We start from the raw sequence: 19,395 nt of genomic DNA on the forward strand, positions 1-19,395 counted from the left end.
GGACCCTGGCGCGGCTCGGGCGCAGGCCGACTCCGATCGTGGCCGCGGCGGCCCGACGGAGCAGCGTGGGCCGGGTCATTCGGCGCCCCTCGAACCCGTGGCCGGTCGTCGGGGGACAGCCTGCTCGTTCGACGGCCCGGCCGCCGGTGGCTGGGCGTCCTGCGGCTGGGGGGCTTGCGCTGCGGTGGGGTCACCGATGACGGCCTCCGCCAGCCGGGTGTGCCCCAGCTGTACGAGGATCAAGGGCGCCGACGCTCCGACGGCGAACGTCGCGAAGCCTCCACTGATCTGACCCCAGGCGGCCATGAGCGTCGCCACTCCGGCGCCCAGCACGATGTGCACCACGGCTGCGATGCTCTCGCCCGCGACGTCGTAGAACGCCCCGAACGTGGGAGGCGGCCCCTCGGCCTCGGGCTGCTCCGAAAGCCGGAACTCCCGCCGCCGCAGAAGCCATTCAGACATACAGTCGTAGGCATGCACGATTCCACGCACTGCTCCGCCCGCTGCGCCTAACAGAAGCAGACTCGCAGTGTCCACGTGTCCTCAGCCCATGCGGAGAGACTTATACGGTCGACGCAGAAGGCTACGGGCCTCCTCATCACAAGAGAAGAGGACCGGCGTCCGGCGGGCACCACTGTGGTTAGTCAAGTCGCCTAGGGAGTAAGCGACTTCGACAACACCATCGTGGCGCTCTGCTGCCGACTCTTCCAGCGCACGACGTATTCATCCCATTCCGTACTCGTCTCATCCCGAACGGTGCTCAGGCAGCGGCGGACGCATCGCGGGCGAGGGCCCGCAGATCCAGATAAGCGCGCTGGATGAAGGCGCCCGTGAGCGCCGGGCTCGTGTTGGCCAGCGCGGTGAGCGCCACGCCGGTCTGCGGGCTGAACCCGGCGAAGGCGGTGAAGCCGCGGGTGCCGCCGGAGTGGTGGCAGAGGTCGTGACCTGGGCGGGGCCTGATGTTCCAGATCAGGCCGATGCGACTGCCGGTGCGCGGCAGGGCGATCCTGGGCGTCGTGACATCGACGAGGGCGGTCCGCAGCGTGTCGGGAATGGCGGGGGTTCCGGCGGGATCTAGGAGAGCGTCGAGAGCCGTCAGCAGGTCGCGGGCGCTGGAGCGGACGGCACCGGCGGCGGGCAGGACGGGCATCTGCCATGCGGGGCGCTCTCTGCGGTGCCAGTGGCCGATGGCCTGTGGCTGGTCGGCGGCGCAGTTGGTACGGGTCAGGCCGAGCGGCCCCAGGACGCGGTCGGAGAGCAGCCGGTCGAAGCCTCCGTCGGCGAGGTCCGGCCCGGCGGGGTCTGGCCTAGCGGGTTCCGGCCCGGTGCGGCCGTTCGCGGCACGGATGAGCAGATCGCCGAGCAGACCCACGCCGAAGTTGGAGTAGTGCACTCGGGCGCCGGGCGCGGCCCGCGGCCGGGTGTGGGCCAGGGCGCGGCGCAGATCGGCGGGGGAGTAGCCCGCGTAGGGGTTGCTGAACCAGGAAGGTGCGCCGCGGCGCAGGAAGCCGGGCGGCAGGCGGGGCAGGCCCGAGGTGTGGGTGGCCAGGTGGAGGAGGGTGATGCGGCCGTCCTGGAGATGGGGTGCGGAGCCGCGGGGCAGGAAGCGGGAGATCGGGTCGTCGAGGGCGACTTCGCCGCGTGCCGCCATCTCGGCCAGGAGGAGGGCGGTGAACGTTTTGGTGAGCGAGCCGGTCTCGAACCGTGTGTCCGGCCCTGCCGGTGCTCCGCCGCGCCAGGCCGTGTCACCGGTGACGAGCACGACGTGTTCGTCACCGCGCCGCACCGCCAGGGCCACAGCGCTGGCTCCGGGAGCGGCGCCGCGCAGGCCGGCGAGTAGATCCACCGCCCATCCGGGCCCCACGAAAGGCGGCTCCTGTCCGGCGCGCATGGCGCCGCGAGGGCTCACCGGCCCGCTGCTGCGCCGCCCAGTGTCCGGGACACGGCGAGGGTCCCGGCGACAGCGGCGACCACGGCGGTGTGCTGATGGTCCGCGAAACGGCGTTCTGGATCGTCGGGGACCGGGTCGCCGTCGCGGGGCATCAGGCCGTCCGGGTGCTGGGCCCGGGCCAGTCGCTCCCAGTCCGAGGCCGTGCAGTGCGGCTCCGTGAGGCAGCAGCCGACGATCATCAGCTCGGCGACCAGGTCCCACTGCTCGATCTCGGCCCAGATGTCGATCCACACGGGCAGCCAGGTGGAGACGTAGGCGGTGAGGTCCTCGGGCAGGCCGGAAGGGCGGGCACCCCAGTCGGTGAGGTGGAACACCGTATGGGTGAGGTAGTAGCCGGTCATCCAGTCGATGAGCCAGGGCTCGGGAGTCGCGCCGAGCCAGGTGGCGCGGCTCAGCGTCGGCCAGTCGTACGAGCGTCCGTCCTGGTCGATGCCCACGACGCGAGCCGCGTTGGCGACGGCGAGCCGCCGGTTGGGCAGCATCTCGGCAGCCCGTACGGAGCGCAGTGCGGAGGTGTGGGCGAGCAGGTTCTCCAGGGGCTGGTGGCGGAGCCCGCTGCGGGCGAAGGGGGCGTACGTCTCCAGGGGGTCGGTCATTATCGAGTACCGCAGCAGCCGTTCGTAGAGCATGTCGCCGTCGCCGAGCTGGCGCCAGGAGAAGTCCATGAGCTCGCGGGCGAGACGGAGCTCGGTGCTGCCGGACACCGACTCCCGCAGGACGAGGGAGGCGGCGAGCGCGGTCTCGGCCAGCGGTTTGTACACGCTGTCGGGTTCGCCGAGGTCGGCGGTGGAGTCGGCGGGAAGGGCGCCGAGCTCCCGCTGCGCGTGGAGCCACGTGAGCGCCCGCGAGCTGACCTCGTGCGCGGTCTGTGTCACGGACGTCGTCATACGCCCTCCAGGGCAAGGAGTCGCCGACTGATCGCGACGTCGAGAGCGAGCCGCGAGCCGCCGCCGTGCAGGCCGATGTGCTCGACCAGGGGTACCGGATCGAGCGGCGGGCGGGCGCCCTCGGCGGCCAGCAGGGCGAGCCAGCGGGTGATGCGGGCCGCGGTGGAGAAGTCGCGCCGCAGTACGGCGCGCGTGGCTCCCCGCGCGAGGACGAGCGGCGCCGCACGGGCCGCGTCGTGCACCGGCCCGTCGAGTCCGGGCAGGGCGAGCGGGGAGAGCTGGCCCATCCGCACGGACCAGGTCTGCCAAGGGATGCCCGGATGATCGGCGCTGCGGGTGGCCGCAGAGGGGTCCGGCTCTGTGAGCTCGGGTGCTCCGGCGGGTCGGCGCGCGAGGGCGACGCCCGGGTCGAGGCCGCCGTCGGCTCCGTGTCCGGGGACGTCGGAGAGATCTGAGACGGCTGCCCCCGGTCCCGTGAACTGGGCGAGCAGTGTCGTCGTGGCCCAGTCCCGCCAGGCGACGAGCCAGGGCTCGACCGTTCCGGCCGGGGGCGGGGCGGGAGTGCTCACCGGGGGCGGAAACACCTCGAAGGACCGGGTCACGGCCGCCGCGTCCTGCGGGTGGAAGGGGGCCTCGGACAAGAGATAGGGGGCGAAGGCGTCGGCCCCGACGATACGGATGGCCGCGAGGGCGGCCTGGGGGTCGTGCGCCGTCTCGACGTGCTCGGCGATCGTGGCCGTGCCCCCGATGCCGCGCAGGGCATCGAGGGCACGAAGAGCCAGATCGGCTGCCGACCCCGCATACGCGGCCTCGGACCGATCAGGACTCACTTGTTCTTCGGCTCCTTCGGTTCCTTCGGCGAGAGCAGCGCCAGGAGCAGCAGCACGCCGGCGGCCTCCGGCGTGTACGTCGGCGCGTCACTCAGGATCGCCTCTGGCTCCACCATCGCCGTACTGAGCGCGGTTGCGTCCGTCGAAGTCGTCAGAAGCGGTGTGTGCTGAGCAAGCATCAGTGCCTCCTCGTTGAAAGTCGCCACTCTGTCCAGTGGCGCCCACCCCTGAATAACCTTAGGGCAGTTAGTCCTATATGTCTGTTTGGGGCGTCCGGCCCCGCATCGATGGCCCGCCAGGCACAAAAAGAATGCCGGGCGAGATTGGGTACGGTGTACGCTATTCACTCCGCCCGGTTCAGGCCAAGGAGCAGCAGTGACGGTCACCCCCGCCGACAGCCACAACGTGATTCAGGTCCGAGGCGCCCGCGAGAACAACCTGCGCGACGTATCGCTCGACATCCCCAAGCGGCGGCTCACCGTCTTCACCGGAGTCTCGGGCTCCGGGAAGTCCTCACTCGTCTTCGGCACCATCGCCGCCGAGTCGCAGCGCCTCATCAACGAGACGTACACCGCGTTCATCCAGTCGTTCATGCCGAGCCAGGGCCGCCCCGACGTGGACGGCCTGCGCAATCTCAGCGCGGCGATCGTCGTCGACCAGGAGCGGATGGGCGCCAACTCGCGCTCCACGGTGGGCACCGCCACCGACGCGTACACCATGCTCAGGATCATCTTCAGTCGCCTCGGCGTCCCGAACATCGGGACAGCGGGTGCCTTCAGCTTCAACCTGCCCGAAGGCATGTGCCCCACGTGCGAGGGCACAGGCGAGGCATCCACGGTCGACGTCGACCGGCTCGTGGACCGCGAACTCTCGCTGAACGAGGGCGCGATCACCGTTCCGTACTACGCGGTGGACTCCTGGAGCTGGCAGATCATGGTCAACTCGGGTTTCCACGACCCGGACAAGAAGCTCAAGGACTTCACCGAGCAGGAGTGGGCCGACCTCCTGCACAAGGCCCCGGTCAAGGTGAAGGTGGGCTCGAACGGCTTCACGTACGAAGGCCTGATAGCCAAGATGCAGCGGACCTGGCTCGCCAAGGACCGCGACTCCCTCCAGTCCCACATCAAGACCTTCGTCGATCAGGCCGTGGTGTTCGCCCGCTGCGCGGTCTGCGACGGCACACGCCTCACCGTGGCGGCGCTGTCATCGAGGATCGACGGTCTGAACATCGCCGACTGCTCGTCGATGCAGATCAGCGATCTGGCCGCGTTCGTACGCGGACTCGACGACCCCGCTGTCGCCCCATTGATCGCCAGCCTGCGCGAGCTGCTCGAATCGTTGGTCGAGATCGGCCTCGGATATCTGAGCCTTGACCGCACATCGGGCTCGCTCTCCGGCGGCGAGGCGCAGCGCGTGAAGATGGTCCGCCACCTCGGATCCAGCATCACCGACGTGACGTACGTCTTCGACGAGCCGACCATCGGCCTGCACCCGCACGACATCCGCCGCATGAACGACCTCCTCCTGAGGCTGCGCGACAAGGGCAACACGGTGCTCGTGGTGGAGCACAAGCCCGAGGTCATCGCGATCGCCGACCATGTGGTGGACCTCGGCCCCGCGGCCGGTACGGCGGGCGGGGAGATCTGCTTCACCGGCGATGTGGCGGGGCTCCGCGCCTCCGGCACGCTGACCGGGCGGCACCTGGAGCACCGGGCCCGACTGCGCGAGCAGGTGCGCGTGCCCAAGGGGCAGCTGTCCATCAAGGGCGCCGATCTGCACAACCTCAAGGACGTCGAGGTCGACATCCCGCTCGGCGTGCTCGCCGTGGTCACCGGGGTCGCGGGTTCGGGCAAGAGTTCCCTGATCCACGGCTACCTCTCCGGACGGGAGGGCGTGGTGGTGGCCGACCAGTCGCCGATCCGCGGCTCGCGCCGCTCGAATCCGGCCACCTACACCGGGCTGCTCGGCCCGATCCGCACCGCGTTCGCCAAGGCCAACGGAGTCAAGGCGGCGCTGTTCAGCGCTAACTCGGAGGGCGCCTGCCCGAAGTGCAACGGCATCGGTCTCATCTTCACCGACCTGGCGATGATGCCCGGCGTCGCGTCCGTCTGCGAGGCGTGCGAGGGGAAGCGGTTCACGGCCGAGGTCCTCACCTACCGGCTACGCGGCAAGAACATCAGCGAGGTCCTCGGCATGTCGATCGCCGAAGCGTACGACTTCTTCCCCTCCGGCCAGGCGCACACCATCCTCGGCCGCCTCAGCGACGTAGGGCTCGGCTATCTGCGGCTCGGCCAGCCCCTCAACACGCTCTCCGGCGGTGAGCGACAGCGCCTCAAGCTCGCCATCCACATGGCCGAGAAGTCATCGACGTACGTCCTTGACGAGCCGACGACCGGACTGCATCTGGCCGACGTGGACAAGCTGCTCGCGCTCCTCGACCGGCTCGTCGACGACGGCAACTCGGTGGTCGTCATCGAGCACCACCAGGCGGTGATGGCGCACGCCGACTGGATCATCGACATCGGCCCCGGCGGCGGGCACGACGGCGGTCAAGTGGTGTTCACCGGTACGCCCGCGGCCCTGGTGGCCGGGGCGCGGACCGTGACGGCGCGGCATCTGCGGGAGTACGTCGAGAGCTGAGGCGGGGTCGGCGCCGACAAGCCGATCGTGCTCGGGCGCGGTGTCCGCGTAGGGTGCGTGAATGAGCATGCTGGATGACGCCCGCGCGGGCATGAACCCTGAGATCCGGCCGCAGGACGACCTGTTCGGCCACGTCAACGGTCACTGGCTGGAGACCGAGGCGATCCCCGACGATCGCTCCAGCTGGGGCCCCTTTGTGCAGTTGGTCGACACGGCCGAGGAACAAGTGAAGGTGATCATCCAGGACCTCGCGTCGGACGGCGCCGGTTCGGATGACGCGCGCAAGATCGCCTCGCTGTACGCGTCCTTCATGGACGAGGAGGCGATCAACGCCCGCGGGCTCGCCCCCGCGCAGCCCCTGATCGACGCCGTCGCGGGGCTGCGGGACAACCGGGAGCTCGCGGCGTTCCTCGGCCGCTTCGAGCGGACCGGCGGCTCCGGTCTCTTCGGCTCCTACATCGACTCCGACGACCGCGACTCCGACCGCTACCTCTTCAACGTCCTCCAGGGCGGAATCGGCCTGCCCGACGAGTCGTACTACCGTGACGAGAAGTTCGCCGAGATCCGCGAGAAGTACGTCGCCTACCTCACCGACCTGCTCACCCTCGGGCAGCACGCCTCGCCCGCGGACGCCGCGAAGACGGTTCTCGCCCTGGAGACCCGTCTTGCCGCAGGGCACTGGGAGCGGGCCGAGACGCGTGACGTGCAGAAGACCTACAACCTCACCACCCTGGACGAACTGATCGCCCTGGCGCCGGAGTTCGACTGGCGCGGCTATGCCGAGGGGCTCGGCGGCTCGGACGCCACCATCGCCGAGACGTGCGTCCGCCAGCCGTCGTACTTCGCCCACCTGTCCACGGCCCTCGCCGAGGTGCCGATCGAGCAGTGGCGTGACTGGGCACTGGTCCGGGTCCTCCGCTCGTGCGCGCCCTACCTCACGGACGCGTTCGTGGAGAAGAACTTCGAGTTCTACGGCCGCACCCTCAACGGCACCCCGGAGCTGCGCGCCCGGTGGAAGCGGGCGGTCGCCTTCGTCGAGGGCTCCATCGGTGAGGCCGTCGGCAAGGAGTACGTGGCCCGGCACTTCCCGCCGAGCTCCAAGGCGATCATGGACGACCTCGTCGGCAACCTCCTGGAGGCCTACCGCCAGTCGATCGCCCGCCTCGACTGGATGACGGACGAGACGAAGGAGCGCGCGTACGAGAAGCTCGCCACGTTCCGTCCCAAGATCGGCTACCCGGACACCTTCCGCGACTACTCGGCGCTCGAGGTCTCCGGCGACGACCTGCTCGGCAACGCGCACGCGGCGGACGCCTTCGAGTCCGACCGGCAGCTCGCCAAGATCGGTGCTCCGGTCGACCGCGACGAGTGGTTCATGCTGCCGCAGACGGTCAACGCGTACTACAACCCGGGCACGAACGAGATCTGTTTCCCCGCGGGCATCCTGCAGAAGCCGTTCTTCTCGCCCGACGCCGACCCGGCCGAGAACTACGGCGGCATCGGCTCGGTCATCGGCCACGAGATCGGGCACGGCTTCGACGACCAGGGCGCGCAGTACGACGGCGCGGGCAACCTCAACGACTGGTGGACCGCGGACGACAAGACCGCGTTCGAGGCCAAGTCGAAGGCGCTGGTCAAGCAGTACGACGCCTTCTCGCCGCGCAACCTCCCCGACGAGTTCGTCAACGGCTCGCTGACGGTGGGCGAGAACATCGGTGACCTGGGCGGCCTGACCATCGGGCACACGGCCTACCGCATCGCGCTCGACGGCGCCCCGTTGCCCGAGAACGACGGCCTCACCGGCTCCCAGCGGCTCTTCATGAACTGGGCCTACTGCTGGCGCACCAAGCGCCGCAAGGAGCAGGAGCAGCAGTACCTCACCATCGACCCGCACTCGCCGCCCGAATTCCGGGCCAACATCGTGCGCAACCTCGAAGAGTTCCACGAGGCGTTCGCGACGGCGGAGGGCGACGGGCTCTGGCTGGACCGCGCGGAACGCGTCAGGATCTGGTGAATCCCCCGACGGCCGCGGCACTCACGTGCCGCGGCCGTTGATCGCCGTCAGGAATGAGGCACCCATGGCCGCCGCACCCGCAGCTCTCGCGGCGGCGGCACCGGTGATCCCGTCCTTCGCCGCAGGGCCGCACTCTCCGGCGATCTGCTCCCCACCCTCAAGCCGGTAGCAGGCGAACCGCTCCACCACACGCTCGACGGCGTCCCCCTCGCGCCCTTCTTCGAAGGCACACAAGACCAAGAAGGTGGTGCGCACGGCGAAGGAGGCCTCCTACGCGAGGTGAACGCGCAGCATGCGGAGCTGGCCGATCTCCGTGGCGTTCTTCATCAGCTCGGAGTTCACCCAGGCGAGCATGTGGGCGACGGTGTGTTCGGGGTCGTTCTGCCAGGGGAACGGGGCGGTGTCGTCCAGGTCCGTGTCGTCGAGCCGGTCGAGCACCGACAGCCAGTCCGTACGCAGGCCGCGAAGCCAGTCGACGGCTGCCTCGCCGCTGCCCGGCCACGTGATCTCGGTCCGCTCCCGCGGCACCTGCCCCCGCGCGTGGTCGATCGTGACGCTCCACCACCAGCCGATGTGCCAGCTGATCCAGCCGATCGTGGGAACCGGGACGGGATCCGGCTCGGTCTCCGCGAAGTCCGCCACCCACCCTCCGTCGCCGTCGGGCCGCACCGTCCAGCAGAGCGGCGCGGGCTCCCACAGGAAGTCCTCGGGCTCCAGGCGCTCCAGGTGGTACTCGAAGAGGGACCACGTCAGGTCGAACTGTCGGCGCAGCAGTTCGCGTCGGGAATCGTTCACGGGCTGACCCTGGCACAGGGGCCCTAGGCTTGGGAAAGGGATTGTGGGTCGCAGGCGGATGCGTCCGACCACCGGTCCGGCTCTCCAAGCCGGGGGTGGTTGGCGTAGAAGGCCGGATGGTCGTGCAGGCGGCGTACGTAGGCGCGCAGGTGGGGGTAGGTGTTGGTGTCCTCGGCCGCGTCCGGGGTGAGGTGGACGAGCCTCGCCCACAAGTCCACGTCCGCCGCTGTGAGTTCGTCGCCCACGAGGTAGGAGCGGGAGGCCAGCCGGCAGTCGAGCCTGTCCAGTGTCGCGGGGGCGAGCGGTTCGGCGAGTAGCTCGTGCCAGGTGTCGATCCGTGCTGCCAGGGCCGGTCGGCGCAGGACGGGCAGCGGGCCACTGCCGTGTGCGGCAAGGCGGCAGGCCAGGTCGCGCAGGATGTCGGGGGTGTGGTTGCTGACGACGTGCCCGCTCCATCGGTCGCACAGGGCCGGAACGGTCAGCGGCCCGTCGAAGTGGTGCTCGGTGGCCTCGTAAGAGCGGTGCAGGGAGTCGAGCGCCTCGGTGGTGTGCGGTGCCAGGAGGGTGGTGGCGACCGATTCCCTGAGCCCGAGCAGGTCGAGGGTGATCGAGACGCGCAAGGAGTCCGGACATTCCGCCGAGAGATACAGGTGGTAGCGGTGGGGTGCCGGGTAGAAGCCGCCGGCCACGTCGTCGCCGATGCGGCTGCGGATCGGCGCGGGACAGGCGCCGAGTGGGCCGGAGTCGTACGGAGGGCATGAATCCGCGGCGGAAGTCAGGTGGGAGGCAGGGCGGGAAACAGGGCGGGAACGGTGCGACGTGATCTCGGGCATGGCTCTCCAGACAGGGGAGGGGCGCCGACCGGCGGCGGCACGCGCGGCGCCGGTGGCACAGCGGGGGAGAGGGGGATCCGTGGCCACAGCGGGCCGCAGCGATGAGGCTTCTTGTCCGGAGGCGTCGCTGGTGTGTGGACGCTGCGCGGACGTCAGACAGCTGGCACCGAGGCGCTGCACACGCGCAGCAGGTCGATGTGCAGACGTCTGGTCAGAACGCGGGGGCGGGGCCGGGGCGCGGACAGGAGAGGCCGCTGGATGCTGTTCCTCTCACCGACCGCCCTGGACATGTCCACCAGCCCTGCCGTCGAGGCCCGTTGTACCCGGGGCCGCGCTTGCCCCGCCGCCACGGCGGGACCCGGTCGTCACCCGGGGCACCCCGTCGCGGAGGAAGGGTTGCCCGTCAGCGGGCCGGGGCCGATGACCCGCTCGGGCAGGAACCCTGCCGGGCGGGCGCTGACAATCGTGACCGTCCCCGGAAGTCTGGGTCCGGGTGCCCGGCTCCGTCAAGAAGGCCCGCACCAGGAACAGAAGGAGTGGTCCGGTGGTTGACTTGACGGAGACGGGCGACGAGGCGCGTACGGCGATGTGGGAACGCCCATGATCCACGGGCATTGCGCACCGCTACGACCTCACGTAACGTCCCGAGCAGGTTACGAGTGTCAGCGTCAAGCCCTGGCTTGCTGACCGGCAACCCTCCCACGCGGCGGGGTGCTCCAGGTGAGGACCAGGCGGTGCCCGTCCAGGGTTCCGCAAGCGCGAGACCGGCGAGGCCCCAGGCCCGCCGAGTCGGAGGGGCGGAGGTGACGGACGTGACACCTGTGTCAGCTGTACCGCACCTGTCGCATCTGTCGCCCGCGCCGCCCGCGCCCGCCCCGCGCGTCATGGTGATCGCCCCGAGCCGCCAGGTACATCTGTACTCCCGGCCGCACATCGATCTGCAGCGTGTCGCCGGCGCGCTCTGTCGTTCCTGACCCGTCATTCCGCCGCCGCACCCTCGGAGTTGAGGGACCGGTGTTTCGCACGGTCGCACGGTCGTACGGTCGATCAGGAAGGCACACCTTTCGTGTCGTCATCATCTTCATTGCCCCATTCATCTCATTCCTCCGCTTCTTCTGCTGACTCTGCTTCTGCTGACTCCTCCGCCGCGCTGCACCTCGCCGTCGCGCTCGACGGCGCGGGCTGGCACCCGGCCGCTTGGCGCGAACCAGTGGCCCGCCCGGGGGAGTTGCTCACCGCCCGGTACTGGGCCGATCTGGTCACCGAGGCCGAACGCGGCCTGCTCGACTTCGTGACGATCGAGGACGGGCTAGGGCTCCAGTCCTCGCACTTCACCGAGCCCGACGGACGCACGGACCAGGTGCGCGGGCGGCTCGACGCCGTCCTCATCGCGGCCCGTGTCGCCCCGCTGACCAGCCACATCGGCCTTGTGCCGTCGGTGGTGGCCACGCACACGGAGCCCTTCCACATATCCAAGGCGATCGCCACGCTCGACTACGTCAGCGCGGGACGCGCGGGCGTACGGGTGCAGGTGTCGGCACGCCGTAACGAGGCCGCGCACTTCGGGCGCCGCACGCTTCCCGCCCTCGAGGCCGTCGAGGACCTCGGCAGGCCGGACGTACGGGAGTTGACCCTCGACCTCTTCGACGAGGTGGCCGACTACGTCGAAGCCGTGCGTCGGCTCTGGGACAGCTGGGAGGACGACGCGGAGATCCGGGACGTCGCCACCGGCCGCTTCGTCGACCGCGGCAAGCTGCACTACATCGACTTCGAGGGCAAGCACTTCAGCGTCAAGGGCCCCTCGATCACGCCACGGCCGCCGCAGGGCCTTCCCGTCGTCAGCGCGCTCGCCCACGAAACTCCGACCGAGGCCCCGTTCCGGCTCCTGGGCCGCTCCGCCGACATCGGATACGTCACCCCGCGCGACGCCGGGCACGCACGCGACATCGTCGCCGCGGTCCGTGCCGAGCAGGATGCGGCCGGACGCGCCGACGAGCCCCTGCACCTCTTCGGCGACCTGGTGGTGTTCCTCGACGACGACCCGGCCGCCGCCGCGGCCCGCCGGGAGCGTCTGGACGCCCTCGCAGGTCACCCGTACACCAGCGACGCCCGGGTGTTCACCGGTACACCCGCCCAACTGGCCGATCTGCTCGTGGAGTTGCGCGACTCCGGGCTCACCGGGTTCCGGCTGCGCCCCGCGGTCGTCGGCCACGACCTCCCGGCGATCACCCGGGGCCTGGTGCCCGAACTCCAGCGCCGCGGCGCCTTCAGGGACGCGTACGAAGCCGACACCCTGCGCGGTCTCCTCGGCCTCGCCCGCCCCGCAAGCCGCTACGCCGCCGCCACCGCCTGAGCCGGAAGGAACCCGACATGAGCAAGTCACCGGACAAGCCGCTCAAGCAGATCCACCTCGCGGCACACTTCCCCGGCGTCAACAACACCACCGTATGGAGCGACCCCGAGGCCGGGAGCCACATCGAGTTCAGCTCCTTCGCGCACTTCGCACGGACCGCCGAGCGCGCCAAATTCGACTTCCTGTTCCTCGCCGAGGGGCTACGGCTGCGCGAACAGGGCGGCGAGATCTACGACTTGGACGTCGTCGGACGCCCCGACACCTTCGCCGTGCTCACCGCGCTCGCCGCCGTCACCGAACGCCTCGGCCTGACCGGCACCATCAACTCCACCTTCAACGAGCCTTACGAGGTGGCCCGCCAGTTCGCCAGCCTCGACCACCTCTCGGCCGGGCGCGCCGCCTGGAACGTCGTGACCTCCTGGGACGCCTTCACCGGCGAGAACTTCCGCCGCGGCGGGTTCCTCCCGCAGGAGGAGCGCTACTCCAGGGCGAAGGAATTCCTCAGCACGGCCGGCGAGCTCTTCGACTCCTGGCGCGGGGACGAGATCGTCGCCGACCAGGGGACCGGCACGTTCCTGAGTGACGCCAAGGCGGGCGCCTTCGTCCACCAGGGGCAACACTTCGACATCCAGGGGCAGTTCAACGTCCCGCGCAGCCCGCAGGGCCGACCTGTCATCTTCCAGGCCGGTGACTCGGAGGAGGGGCGCGAGTTCGCCGCCGAAGGCGCGGACGCGATCTTCAGCCGGTACAGCACGCTCAAGGAAGGGCAGGCGTTCTACGCGGACGTCAAGGGCCGCCTGGCCCGCCACGGCCGCACCCAGGACCAGCTGCTCATCCTCCCGGCGGCGACCTTCGTCCTCGGGGACACGGACGCCGAGGCGGAGGAGCTCTCCCGGGAGGTGCGGCGCAAGCAGGTCAGCGGCGCCACGGCGATCAAGCACCTGGAGTTCGTCTGGAACCGCGACCTCTCCGCGTACGACCCGGAGGGCCCGCTGCCCGACATCGACCCGGACGTCGGCGAGCACACCATCGCCCGCGGGCGTGCCCAGGTGCGGATGTACCGCGACCCGCTGGCCACCGCGCGGGAGTGGCGCGAGCTCGCGGCCGCGAACAAGTGGTCCATCCGCGACCTCGTCATCGAGACCGGCAACCGGCAGTCCTTCGTCGGCTCCCCGGCCACCGTCGCCGAGACGATCAACTCCTTCGTCCAGGCCGACGCGAGCGACGGCTTCATCCTCGTCCCGCACATCACCCCCGGCGGCCTCGACGCCTTCGCCGACACCGTGGTCCCGCTCCTCCAGGAACGCGGCGTCTTCCGCACGGAGTACGAGGGCACCACCCTGCGCGACCACCTCGGCCTGGCCCATCCCGACGCCGACGCCGGCTCAGACGCCGGGGTGCCTCTCTCCGTACCCACTCCCGTACCCACTCCCGTGCCCGCGTCGGCCGACCACTGAGGAGGATCACCGCCCATGTCAGCCATCCCGCTCGGCGTCCTCGACCTGGTCCCGATCTCGTCCGGCTCCACCGCGACCGTGGCGCTGCGCAACTCCATCGACCTGGCCCGGCAGACCGAGCGATTCGGGTACGCCCGCTACTGGTTCGCCGAACACCACCTCAACCCGGGTGTGGCGGGCACATCGCCCGCGGTCGTCCTCGCCCTGACCGCCGCCGCCACCTCGACGATCCGGCTCGGGGCAGGAGCCGTACAGCTCGGACACCGCACCGCGCTCTCCACGGTCGAGGAGTTCGGCCTGATCGACGCGCTGCATCCCGGACGCCTCGACCTGGGCCTCGGCCGCTCGGGCGGCCGACCGCCGGGCACGCAGGGCGCCGCGCCGCCGACCGCCACCCCCGTCGTCGACGGCCGTGCTCCGGGCGGGCTCCGGATCCCGGCACGCTTCTCCTACGAGCACCTGCTCGGCTCACCCCGCGTCGCCCTCCAGCGCAAGCTGCTCCAGCAGCCGCACGCCGAGGCGCAGGACTACGGGGAGCAGGTCGACGACATCCTGGCGCTGCTCGCGGGAACGTACCGCTCCGATGACGGCATCGAAGCGCATGTCGTGCCCGGTGAGGGCGCCGACATCCAGGTGTGGATCCTGGGCAGCAGCGGCGGCCAGAGCGCGGACGTCGCCGGTCGGGGCGGCCTGCCCTTCGCCGCGAACTACCACGTCAGTCCGGGCACGGTGCTAGAGGCGGCAGAGGGGTACCGCGCCGCGTTCAAGCCCTCCGACGTACTCGACAAGCCCTATGTCAGCGTCTCCGCGGACGTCGTCGTCGCCGAGGACGACGAGACCGCCCGCGAACTCGCCGCGGGTTACGCCCCATGGGTCCGCAGCATCCGCACGGCCGAGGGCGCCATCCAGTACCCGACGCCGGAGGAGGCGCGCCGCCACAACTGGACCGACACGGACCGGGCCCTGGTCCAGGACCGCACGGAGACCCAGTTCACGGGTTCCCCCGGACGCGTGGCGGATCTCCTGGAGCAGCTCCAAGAAGCCACCGGAGCTGACGAGTTGCTCATCACCACCATCACCCACGGCCATGCCGACCGGGTGCGCTCCTACGAACTGCTCGCCGAGGAGTGGCGGCGCAGGTGACGTGTCCGTCCGCCGGGCGTCGCGCGCCCGGCGGACGGTCGGGGTCAGGCGATGGGCCAGCAGTTGTACGCGTTGTAGTTCGTGCCGTTGCAGCCGAACCATTTGCCGTAGAGGCAGGGGCCGATGTCGCTCCAGTAGCCGTGGCAGCACGCCAGGCACGTGTAGCCCCCGTACCCGTCGCTCACACAGGCCGAGCTGCCGTCCACGCACTCGGCCTGGGCCCGGGGCGTGGCCTGGGGCGGTGTGCCCTGCGGGGCGACGCCCCAGGTCAGGGGAGGCGTCGCCGGGCCTCTGGCTCCTGGACCTTGAGGCACAGGGCCGTGAGGCCGGGCCTGGGACTGAGCCTGAGGGCCCTGCGGCGGGGGCTGGGCGTGCGCTGATGATGTCCCGCACGGCGAGGGTGCCGGGGCGGCGCCGGCCCGCGCGTAGTGGGAAAGCAGTGTGGCCAGGACGGTGTGCTCCGGGGAGTCGGACTCCTTGAGCGTGAGCTGGACGAGGCTGTGCGTGTGTTCGTCGCAGGGAACCTGCCTCAGGAGCTCCACCTGATCGATGAGGCTCACGGGGATCGTCGTCCAGTCCTGACATGTCGTGCCGGGAGCGAACTGGAAGCTCTCCGTGGCCTCTTCGGACTTCTTGACCATCCCGACGATCACGGGTTTCTCGCGGACCGAGTCCGATGCGAGTGCTTGAAGGAATTCCTCACCGCTGAACGACCTGGGCATGTGTCTCCTCTCGGCGCCACGCGGGCGCCAGCCGATGCCACGAGGTTCGCGTGATCCGCGAGAGCGGCACAACGGAGGCGGAGGCAGTCGGTCCGGATAGGTGAACTCGCGTCACGAGCGGGGGCGTTGTCCCGCGAGCGCACGCCGGGGTGGAGCGACCGCGCGCAGGACCGGTCGGCGCCCTACCCGTTCCGGCCCCCGAGCACGATCGTGCGCGCGATGTCAAGGGTGAGGCGCTGCCACGGGTCCTGGGGGTCGCGCGATGTGATGTCCCGTACGCGACGCAGGCGGTAGCGCACGGACTGGGGGTGCAGGTGGAGCTCGCGGGCCGCGGCGTTGGCGGAACCGGTGTCGATGTACGCGGTGAGGGCTTCCAGGAGGTGGCGCTGGGCGCGGTCGACGAGGGGGCCGAGGACGATCCGGCCGATCTGGTCGGGGCTCACCACGGGGTGGCCCGCGAGCAGCGCGAGGACGTGCGCGTCGGCGTCGGTCAGGACCCGGTCGGCGTGGTGGGCGTGCGGGGGAGCGGTGTCCAGGGCACCCGCGGCGAGCCGGTGGGCGACCGCGACGCGCTCAAGGCTCTCGCCCGCGATCACACAGCCGCGCCAGGCGTGCCGACGCAGGACATCCGGTACGGCGTCGGCGGACGCGGCCGGAAGGAGCAGGACCGCACGCGAACCGTGTGTCGTCGCCAGGGACGTGCCCCGGGCCCCGCCGCCACCGAGGGCCGCGAGCAGCGCGGTCGACGTGGTGAGGGAGATGTCGGTGGAGCCACCGTCAAGGACTCCGGGGTCCACCGATTCCGCCACCAACAGGCGGTAGCGCTCGGGGAGTTGCACGTCCAGGCGTGACGCCCTCGCGCTGAGCGCGCCCAACGACGCGTGCCGGCCCGCGATCAGGTCGTCGAGCAGCAGCTGCAGCGACCTGTCCCGATCACCCGTGAGGCGCTCACTGGTGGCCGCGTACGCCGTCGTCATCTCTTCTGAGATGGTGTCCATGGCGGTGAGAAGGAGTTGCGCGAGGGCGAAGGCGTCCTTCGCGGACAGCTGTGGCGCGCGGGCGGCCACCTCGTCCGCCAGTACCGCGGCCGCCACCCGGTAGGCGCGCAGGACGGCCTGCAAGGGGCGGCCGTCCGCCGCCCGCGCCGCCGCGATCCCGCGGAAGCGCCGCAGATCGGCGTCGCCGATCGCACCGTCCGTGACCCAGTGGTCCAGGAGACGGTCCGTCGCCCAGGCCGCGATGGCCCGCACCTCCGGGAACCTGCTGCCGTCGAGCGCCGTGTACGCGGGAACCTGCTCGTGCACCGCGTCGACGACCGCCTCGACGAGGCGGGGATCGGCCATGATCTCCTGCCGGACGCGCTCCCGCTTGTTTGTCACAAGGTGATAGTCCCATCGGAAAAGAGTGCGTACGACCATGGACGGGGCTTGTCACTGTGGCAAGGATCGTCAGGTAGACAGCGCAGTCTTGACGGATACCGGACGGGACCCACCACATGACGACGACGCCGAACTGGGCGGACTTCCAGTACGAGATCTATCTCAACGGCATGACGGGTGCCGTGCCCCGCCTGCCCACCGACCTGACCCGTCTGGAGGAGCTGACCGAGCAGCGACTCGGTCCCGGCCCCGTCGGCTATGTCTCCGGCAGCGCGGGCAACGGCAGCACCGCCCGCGCCAACCGCGCGGCACTCGAGCGGCGCCGGATCGTGCCGCGCATGCTGCGCGACGTACACGAACGCGATCTGTCCGTGGAGGTGCTCGGCCACCGGCTGCCCGCGCCGCTCGCCCTCGCACCCGTCGGCGTCCTGTCGATCATGCACCCGGAGGGCGAGTCCGCCGCCGCCCGCGCGGCAGCGGCCCGCGGCGTCCCGTACATCCTGTCCTCGGCCTCCAGCACGCCCATGGAGCAGGTCGCCGAGGAGATGGGGGACGCGCAGCGCTGGTTCCAGCTGTACTGGGCCAAGGACCGCGACGTCACCAAGAGCTTCCTGGACCGGGCGAAGGCCTCCGGCTTCACCGCGCTCGTCGTCACGCTCGACACTCCGCTCCTCGCCTGGCGGCCGCGCGACCTCGACCAGGCGTATCTGCCCTTCCTGCACGGCGTGGGCACCGCCAACTACTTCAGTGACCCCGCGTTCCAGGCCGGTCTCGCCAAGCCGGTGCACGAGGACCCGAACGCGGCCGTGATGCACTTCGTCGGCATGTTCGCCGACCCCGCGAAGACCTGGCCGGACCTGGCGTTCCTGCGCGAGAACTGGGACGGCCCGATCGTGCTCAAGGGCGTCCTGCACCCGGACGACGCGCGCCGCGCCGCCGACGCGGGCATGGACGGAGTGGTGGTCTCCAACCACGGCGGCCGCCAGGTCGCGGGCTCCGTCGCGGCCGCCGACGCCCTGCCCCGCGTCGTGGCGGCGGTCGGCGACCGGCTCAGCGTCCTGTTCGACAGCGGCATCCGCACCGGCGACGACATCTTCAAGGCGCTCGCGCTCGGGGCGGAAGCCGTGCTCGTCGGACGGCCGTACGCCTATGGGCTCGGCCTCGACGGCCAGGCGGGCGTCGACCACGTGATCCGCTGCCTGCTCGCCGAACTCGACCTCACCCTCGCCCTGTCCGGACACGCGGGGCCCGCCACCCTCACCCCCGACGACCTGATCGAGGAGACCGCATGACCACCGAGAAGAACGTCCTGGCCGTCGTCTCGCCCCACGTGGGCGGCCGCGCGGCGGGAGGCGCCCTCGCCGGGCTGCTTCCCGCGTCGGCGCACGTCACCGTCGTCGAGTCGGCCGACGAGGACCCCGCGGCCCTGCGCGCGGCGCACGTCATCGTCACCGGCCTCGCGCCCGTCACCGCCGAGCACATCGCCGCCGCCCCGGACCTCGAAGTCGTCCAGTGCGCGAGCCACGGCTTCGACTACGTAGACGTGGACGCGGCCCGCGCACGCGGCATCGTCGTCTGCTCGATCGGCTCGAGCGGCGCCGAGAAGCAGAACGTCGCCGAGCAGACCTTCGCCCTCATGCTCGCGCTCGCCAAGCAGCTGATCCCCGCGCACACCGCTCTCACCGTGGCCGACTGGGCGCTGCCCCGCCTCCAGCAGTCCATCACCGAGCTCTCCGGCAAGACGCTCGGCATCGTCGGACTCGGCCACATCGGCGAGGAAGTCGCCCGCCGCGCCGTCGTGTTCGACATGAACATCGTCTACGCGGGGCCGAGGCCGGCGGGAGCGGAGAAGGAGGCCCGCCTCGGCGGCGCACGCCATGTCGAACTCGACGAACTGCTCCGCACGTCCGACTACGTCTCCCTGCACGCCCCGCTCACGGAGGAGACCCGCAACCTCCTGGACGCCGAACGCCTCGCCCTCCTCAAGCCGACGGCCTTCGTCATCAACACCTCGCGGGGCGCGCTCATCGACCAGGACGCCCTCGCCGACGCGCTGACGGCCGGCACGCTGGCCGGAGCGGGCATCGATGTCTTCGACCCCGAGCCGCCCACCGCCGCCCTGCGCCTGCTGAAGGCGCCGAACGTGGTGCTCTCGCCGCATGTCGCGGGCGTCACCCGCGAGACGCTCGTCCGCATCGGCTTGGCGGCGATCCAGAACGTCGCGGGACACCTGGAGGGCAAGCCGCTCGGCGACGTCGTCTCCTGACGCCCGGTCGGACATGGGCCACGGGTTGTGGCCCCGCCCCCCCGGGGGGGGGGCGGGCCCAACCCCCCCCAAAACCCGGCCCCGAGAGAACCAAACGAAACCACCCCCACCGGGGGGGGGTTGAA

The 19,395-nt window shown here is 70.8% G+C and carries 18 protein-coding genes and 2 riboswitches; of the genes, 8 read left to right on the forward strand and 10 right to left on the reverse strand.

The window, feature by feature from the left end; genetic code table 11:
- Positions 1-75: 75 nt before the first annotated feature.
- The 5 genes from ACWFRJ_RS23380 to ACWFRJ_RS23400 form a co-directional block, all read right to left on the reverse strand.
- The gene (locus ACWFRJ_RS23380; protein ID WP_453534060.1) at positions 76-462 is read right to left on the reverse strand and encodes a hypothetical protein; all 387 of its coding nucleotides are present in this window, start codon (positions 460-462) and stop codon (positions 76-78) included.
- Between the two features lie 298 nt (positions 463-760).
- Entirely contained in the window at positions 761-1,864 is a 1,104-nt protein-coding gene (locus tag ACWFRJ_RS23385) for a serine hydrolase domain-containing protein (RefSeq protein WP_453534063.1), read from the reverse strand.
- Between the two features lie 41 nt (positions 1,865-1,905).
- Entirely contained in the window at positions 1,906-2,838 is a 933-nt protein-coding gene (locus ACWFRJ_RS23390) for a DUF6895 family protein (RefSeq protein WP_453534066.1), read from the reverse strand.
- A complete protein-coding gene (locus ACWFRJ_RS23395; RefSeq protein WP_453534069.1) occupies positions 2,835-3,668 on the reverse strand; it encodes a hypothetical protein in 834 nt (277 codons plus the stop codon). Before ACWFRJ_RS23395 ends, ACWFRJ_RS23390 begins: the two co-directional genes overlap by 4 nt.
- Positions 3,665-3,847 carry a hypothetical protein gene (locus ACWFRJ_RS23400; protein WP_453534072.1) on the reverse strand — a complete coding sequence of 61 codons (183 nt, stop codon included), beginning with the start codon at positions 3,845-3,847 and terminating at the stop codon, positions 3,665-3,667. Before ACWFRJ_RS23400 ends, ACWFRJ_RS23395 begins: the two co-directional genes overlap by 4 nt.
- A 226-nt stretch (positions 3,848-4,073) precedes the next feature.
- On the opposite strand from ACWFRJ_RS23400, the gene ACWFRJ_RS23405 reads away from it, so the two are divergent.
- Positions 4,074-6,308, forward strand: a complete 2,235-nt coding sequence (locus ACWFRJ_RS23405) for an ATP-binding cassette domain-containing protein (RefSeq protein ID WP_453534629.1) — start codon at positions 4,074-4,076, stop codon at positions 6,306-6,308.
- Between the two features lie 61 nt (positions 6,309-6,369).
- A complete protein-coding gene (locus ACWFRJ_RS23410) occupies positions 6,370-8,322 on the forward strand; it encodes a M13 family metallopeptidase (RefSeq protein ID WP_453534075.1) in 1,953 nt (650 codons plus the stop codon).
- A 21-nt stretch (positions 8,323-8,343) separates the two neighbouring features.
- Here the strand turns inward: ACWFRJ_RS23410 and ACWFRJ_RS23415 are convergent, their stop codons facing one another.
- From ACWFRJ_RS23415 to ACWFRJ_RS23425, 3 genes are read right to left on the reverse strand one after another with little or no spacing between them, the layout of a single operon-like run.
- Complete coding sequence (locus tag ACWFRJ_RS23415) at positions 8,344-8,577, reverse strand: hypothetical protein (RefSeq protein ID WP_453534078.1); 234 nt, start codon at positions 8,575-8,577, stop codon at positions 8,344-8,346.
- 15 nt (positions 8,578-8,592) lie between these two features.
- The gene (locus ACWFRJ_RS23420; protein ID WP_453534081.1) at positions 8,593-9,117 is read right to left on the reverse strand and encodes a DinB family protein; all 525 of its coding nucleotides are present in this window, start codon (positions 9,115-9,117) and stop codon (positions 8,593-8,595) included.
- A 23-nt stretch (positions 9,118-9,140) separates the two neighbouring features.
- Positions 9,141-9,950 carry a glutathione S-transferase family protein gene (locus ACWFRJ_RS23425; protein WP_453534084.1) on the reverse strand — a complete coding sequence of 270 codons (810 nt, stop codon included), beginning with the start codon at positions 9,948-9,950 and terminating at the stop codon, positions 9,141-9,143.
- A 326-nt stretch (positions 9,951-10,276) separates the two neighbouring features.
- Positions 10,277-10,421, reverse strand: a riboswitch (SAM riboswitch).
- Positions 10,422-10,601: 180 nt separating this feature from the next.
- A riboswitch (SAM riboswitch) is annotated at positions 10,602-10,715 on the forward strand.
- 119 nt (positions 10,716-10,834) lie between these two features.
- Between ACWFRJ_RS23425 and ACWFRJ_RS23430 the strand changes: the two genes are divergently transcribed.
- The 4 genes from ACWFRJ_RS23430 (at position 10,835) to ACWFRJ_RS23445 (ending at position 14,903) form a co-directional block, all read left to right on the forward strand.
- Entirely contained in the window at positions 10,835-10,924 is a 90-nt protein-coding gene (locus tag ACWFRJ_RS23430; RefSeq protein WP_344519751.1) for a putative leader peptide, read from the forward strand.
- A gap of 110 nt (positions 10,925-11,034) precedes the next feature.
- A complete protein-coding gene (locus ACWFRJ_RS23435) occupies positions 11,035-12,303 on the forward strand; it encodes an LLM class flavin-dependent oxidoreductase (RefSeq protein WP_453534087.1) in 1,269 nt (422 codons plus the stop codon).
- Positions 12,304-12,320: 17 nt separating this feature from the next.
- A complete protein-coding gene (locus tag ACWFRJ_RS23440; protein ID WP_453534090.1) occupies positions 12,321-13,760 on the forward strand; it encodes an NtaA/DmoA family FMN-dependent monooxygenase in 1,440 nt (479 codons plus the stop codon).
- 15 nt (positions 13,761-13,775) lie between these two features.
- Positions 13,776-14,903, forward strand: a complete 1,128-nt coding sequence (locus ACWFRJ_RS23445) for an LLM class flavin-dependent oxidoreductase (protein WP_453534093.1) — start codon at positions 13,776-13,778, stop codon at positions 14,901-14,903.
- A 44-nt stretch (positions 14,904-14,947) separates the two neighbouring features.
- Here the strand turns inward: ACWFRJ_RS23445 and ACWFRJ_RS23450 are convergent, their stop codons facing one another.
- A complete protein-coding gene (locus ACWFRJ_RS23450) occupies positions 14,948-15,625 on the reverse strand; it encodes a hypothetical protein (RefSeq protein ID WP_453534095.1) in 678 nt (225 codons plus the stop codon).
- Between the two features lie 182 nt (positions 15,626-15,807).
- Complete coding sequence (locus tag ACWFRJ_RS23455) at positions 15,808-17,004, reverse strand: PucR family transcriptional regulator (protein ID WP_453534098.1); 1,197 nt, start codon at positions 17,002-17,004, stop codon at positions 15,808-15,810.
- 116 nt (positions 17,005-17,120) lie between these two features.
- Between ACWFRJ_RS23455 and ACWFRJ_RS23460 the strand changes: the two genes are divergently transcribed.
- Together ACWFRJ_RS23460 and ACWFRJ_RS23465 are read left to right on the forward strand one after the other, a co-directional pair.
- Positions 17,121-18,296 carry a lactate 2-monooxygenase gene (locus ACWFRJ_RS23460; protein ID WP_453534101.1) on the forward strand — a complete coding sequence of 392 codons (1,176 nt, stop codon included), beginning with the start codon at positions 17,121-17,123 and terminating at the stop codon, positions 18,294-18,296.
- Positions 18,293-19,270, forward strand: coding sequence for a 2-hydroxyacid dehydrogenase (locus tag ACWFRJ_RS23465; RefSeq protein WP_453534104.1), 978 nt, complete (start codon positions 18,293-18,295; stop codon positions 19,268-19,270). The genes ACWFRJ_RS23460 and ACWFRJ_RS23465 overlap by 4 nt, the downstream gene beginning before the upstream one ends.
- The last annotated feature ends 125 nt before the right edge of the window (positions 19,271-19,395 follow it).

This window comes from Streptomyces sp. NPDC055239, assembly GCF_053606205.1.

Bases quoted from the DNA above. Each gene is read 5' to 3' on its own strand.
- ACWFRJ_RS23380 (WP_453534060.1), bottom strand. From the start codon at position 462: ATGTCTGAATGGCTTCTGCGGCGGCGGGAGTTCCGGCTTTCGGAGCAG.
- ACWFRJ_RS23390 (WP_453534066.1), bottom strand. From the start codon at position 2,838: ATGACGACGTCCGTGACACAGACCGCGCACGAGGTCAGCTCGCGGGCG.
- ACWFRJ_RS23400 (WP_453534072.1), bottom strand. From the start codon at position 3,847: ATGCTTGCTCAGCACACACCGCTTCTGACGACTTCGACGGACGCAACC.
- ACWFRJ_RS23410 (WP_453534075.1), top strand. From the start codon at position 6,370: ATGAGCATGCTGGATGACGCCCGCGCGGGCATGAACCCTGAGATCCGG.
- ACWFRJ_RS23425 (WP_453534084.1), bottom strand. From the start codon at position 9,950: ATGCCCGAGATCACGTCGCACCGTTCCCGCCCTGTTTCCCGCCCTGCC.
- ACWFRJ_RS23430 (WP_344519751.1), top strand. From the start codon at position 10,835: ATGGTGATCGCCCCGAGCCGCCAGGTACATCTGTACTCCCGGCCGCAC.
- ACWFRJ_RS23440 (WP_453534090.1), top strand. From the start codon at position 12,321: ATGAGCAAGTCACCGGACAAGCCGCTCAAGCAGATCCACCTCGCGGCA.
- ACWFRJ_RS23445 (WP_453534093.1), top strand. From the start codon at position 13,776: ATGTCAGCCATCCCGCTCGGCGTCCTCGACCTGGTCCCGATCTCGTCC.
- ACWFRJ_RS23450 (WP_453534095.1), bottom strand. From the start codon at position 15,625: ATGCCCAGGTCGTTCAGCGGTGAGGAATTCCTTCAAGCACTCGCATCG.
- ACWFRJ_RS23460 (WP_453534101.1), top strand. From the start codon at position 17,121: ATGACGACGACGCCGAACTGGGCGGACTTCCAGTACGAGATCTATCTC.
- ACWFRJ_RS23465 (WP_453534104.1), top strand. From the start codon at position 18,293: ATGACCACCGAGAAGAACGTCCTGGCCGTCGTCTCGCCCCACGTGGGC.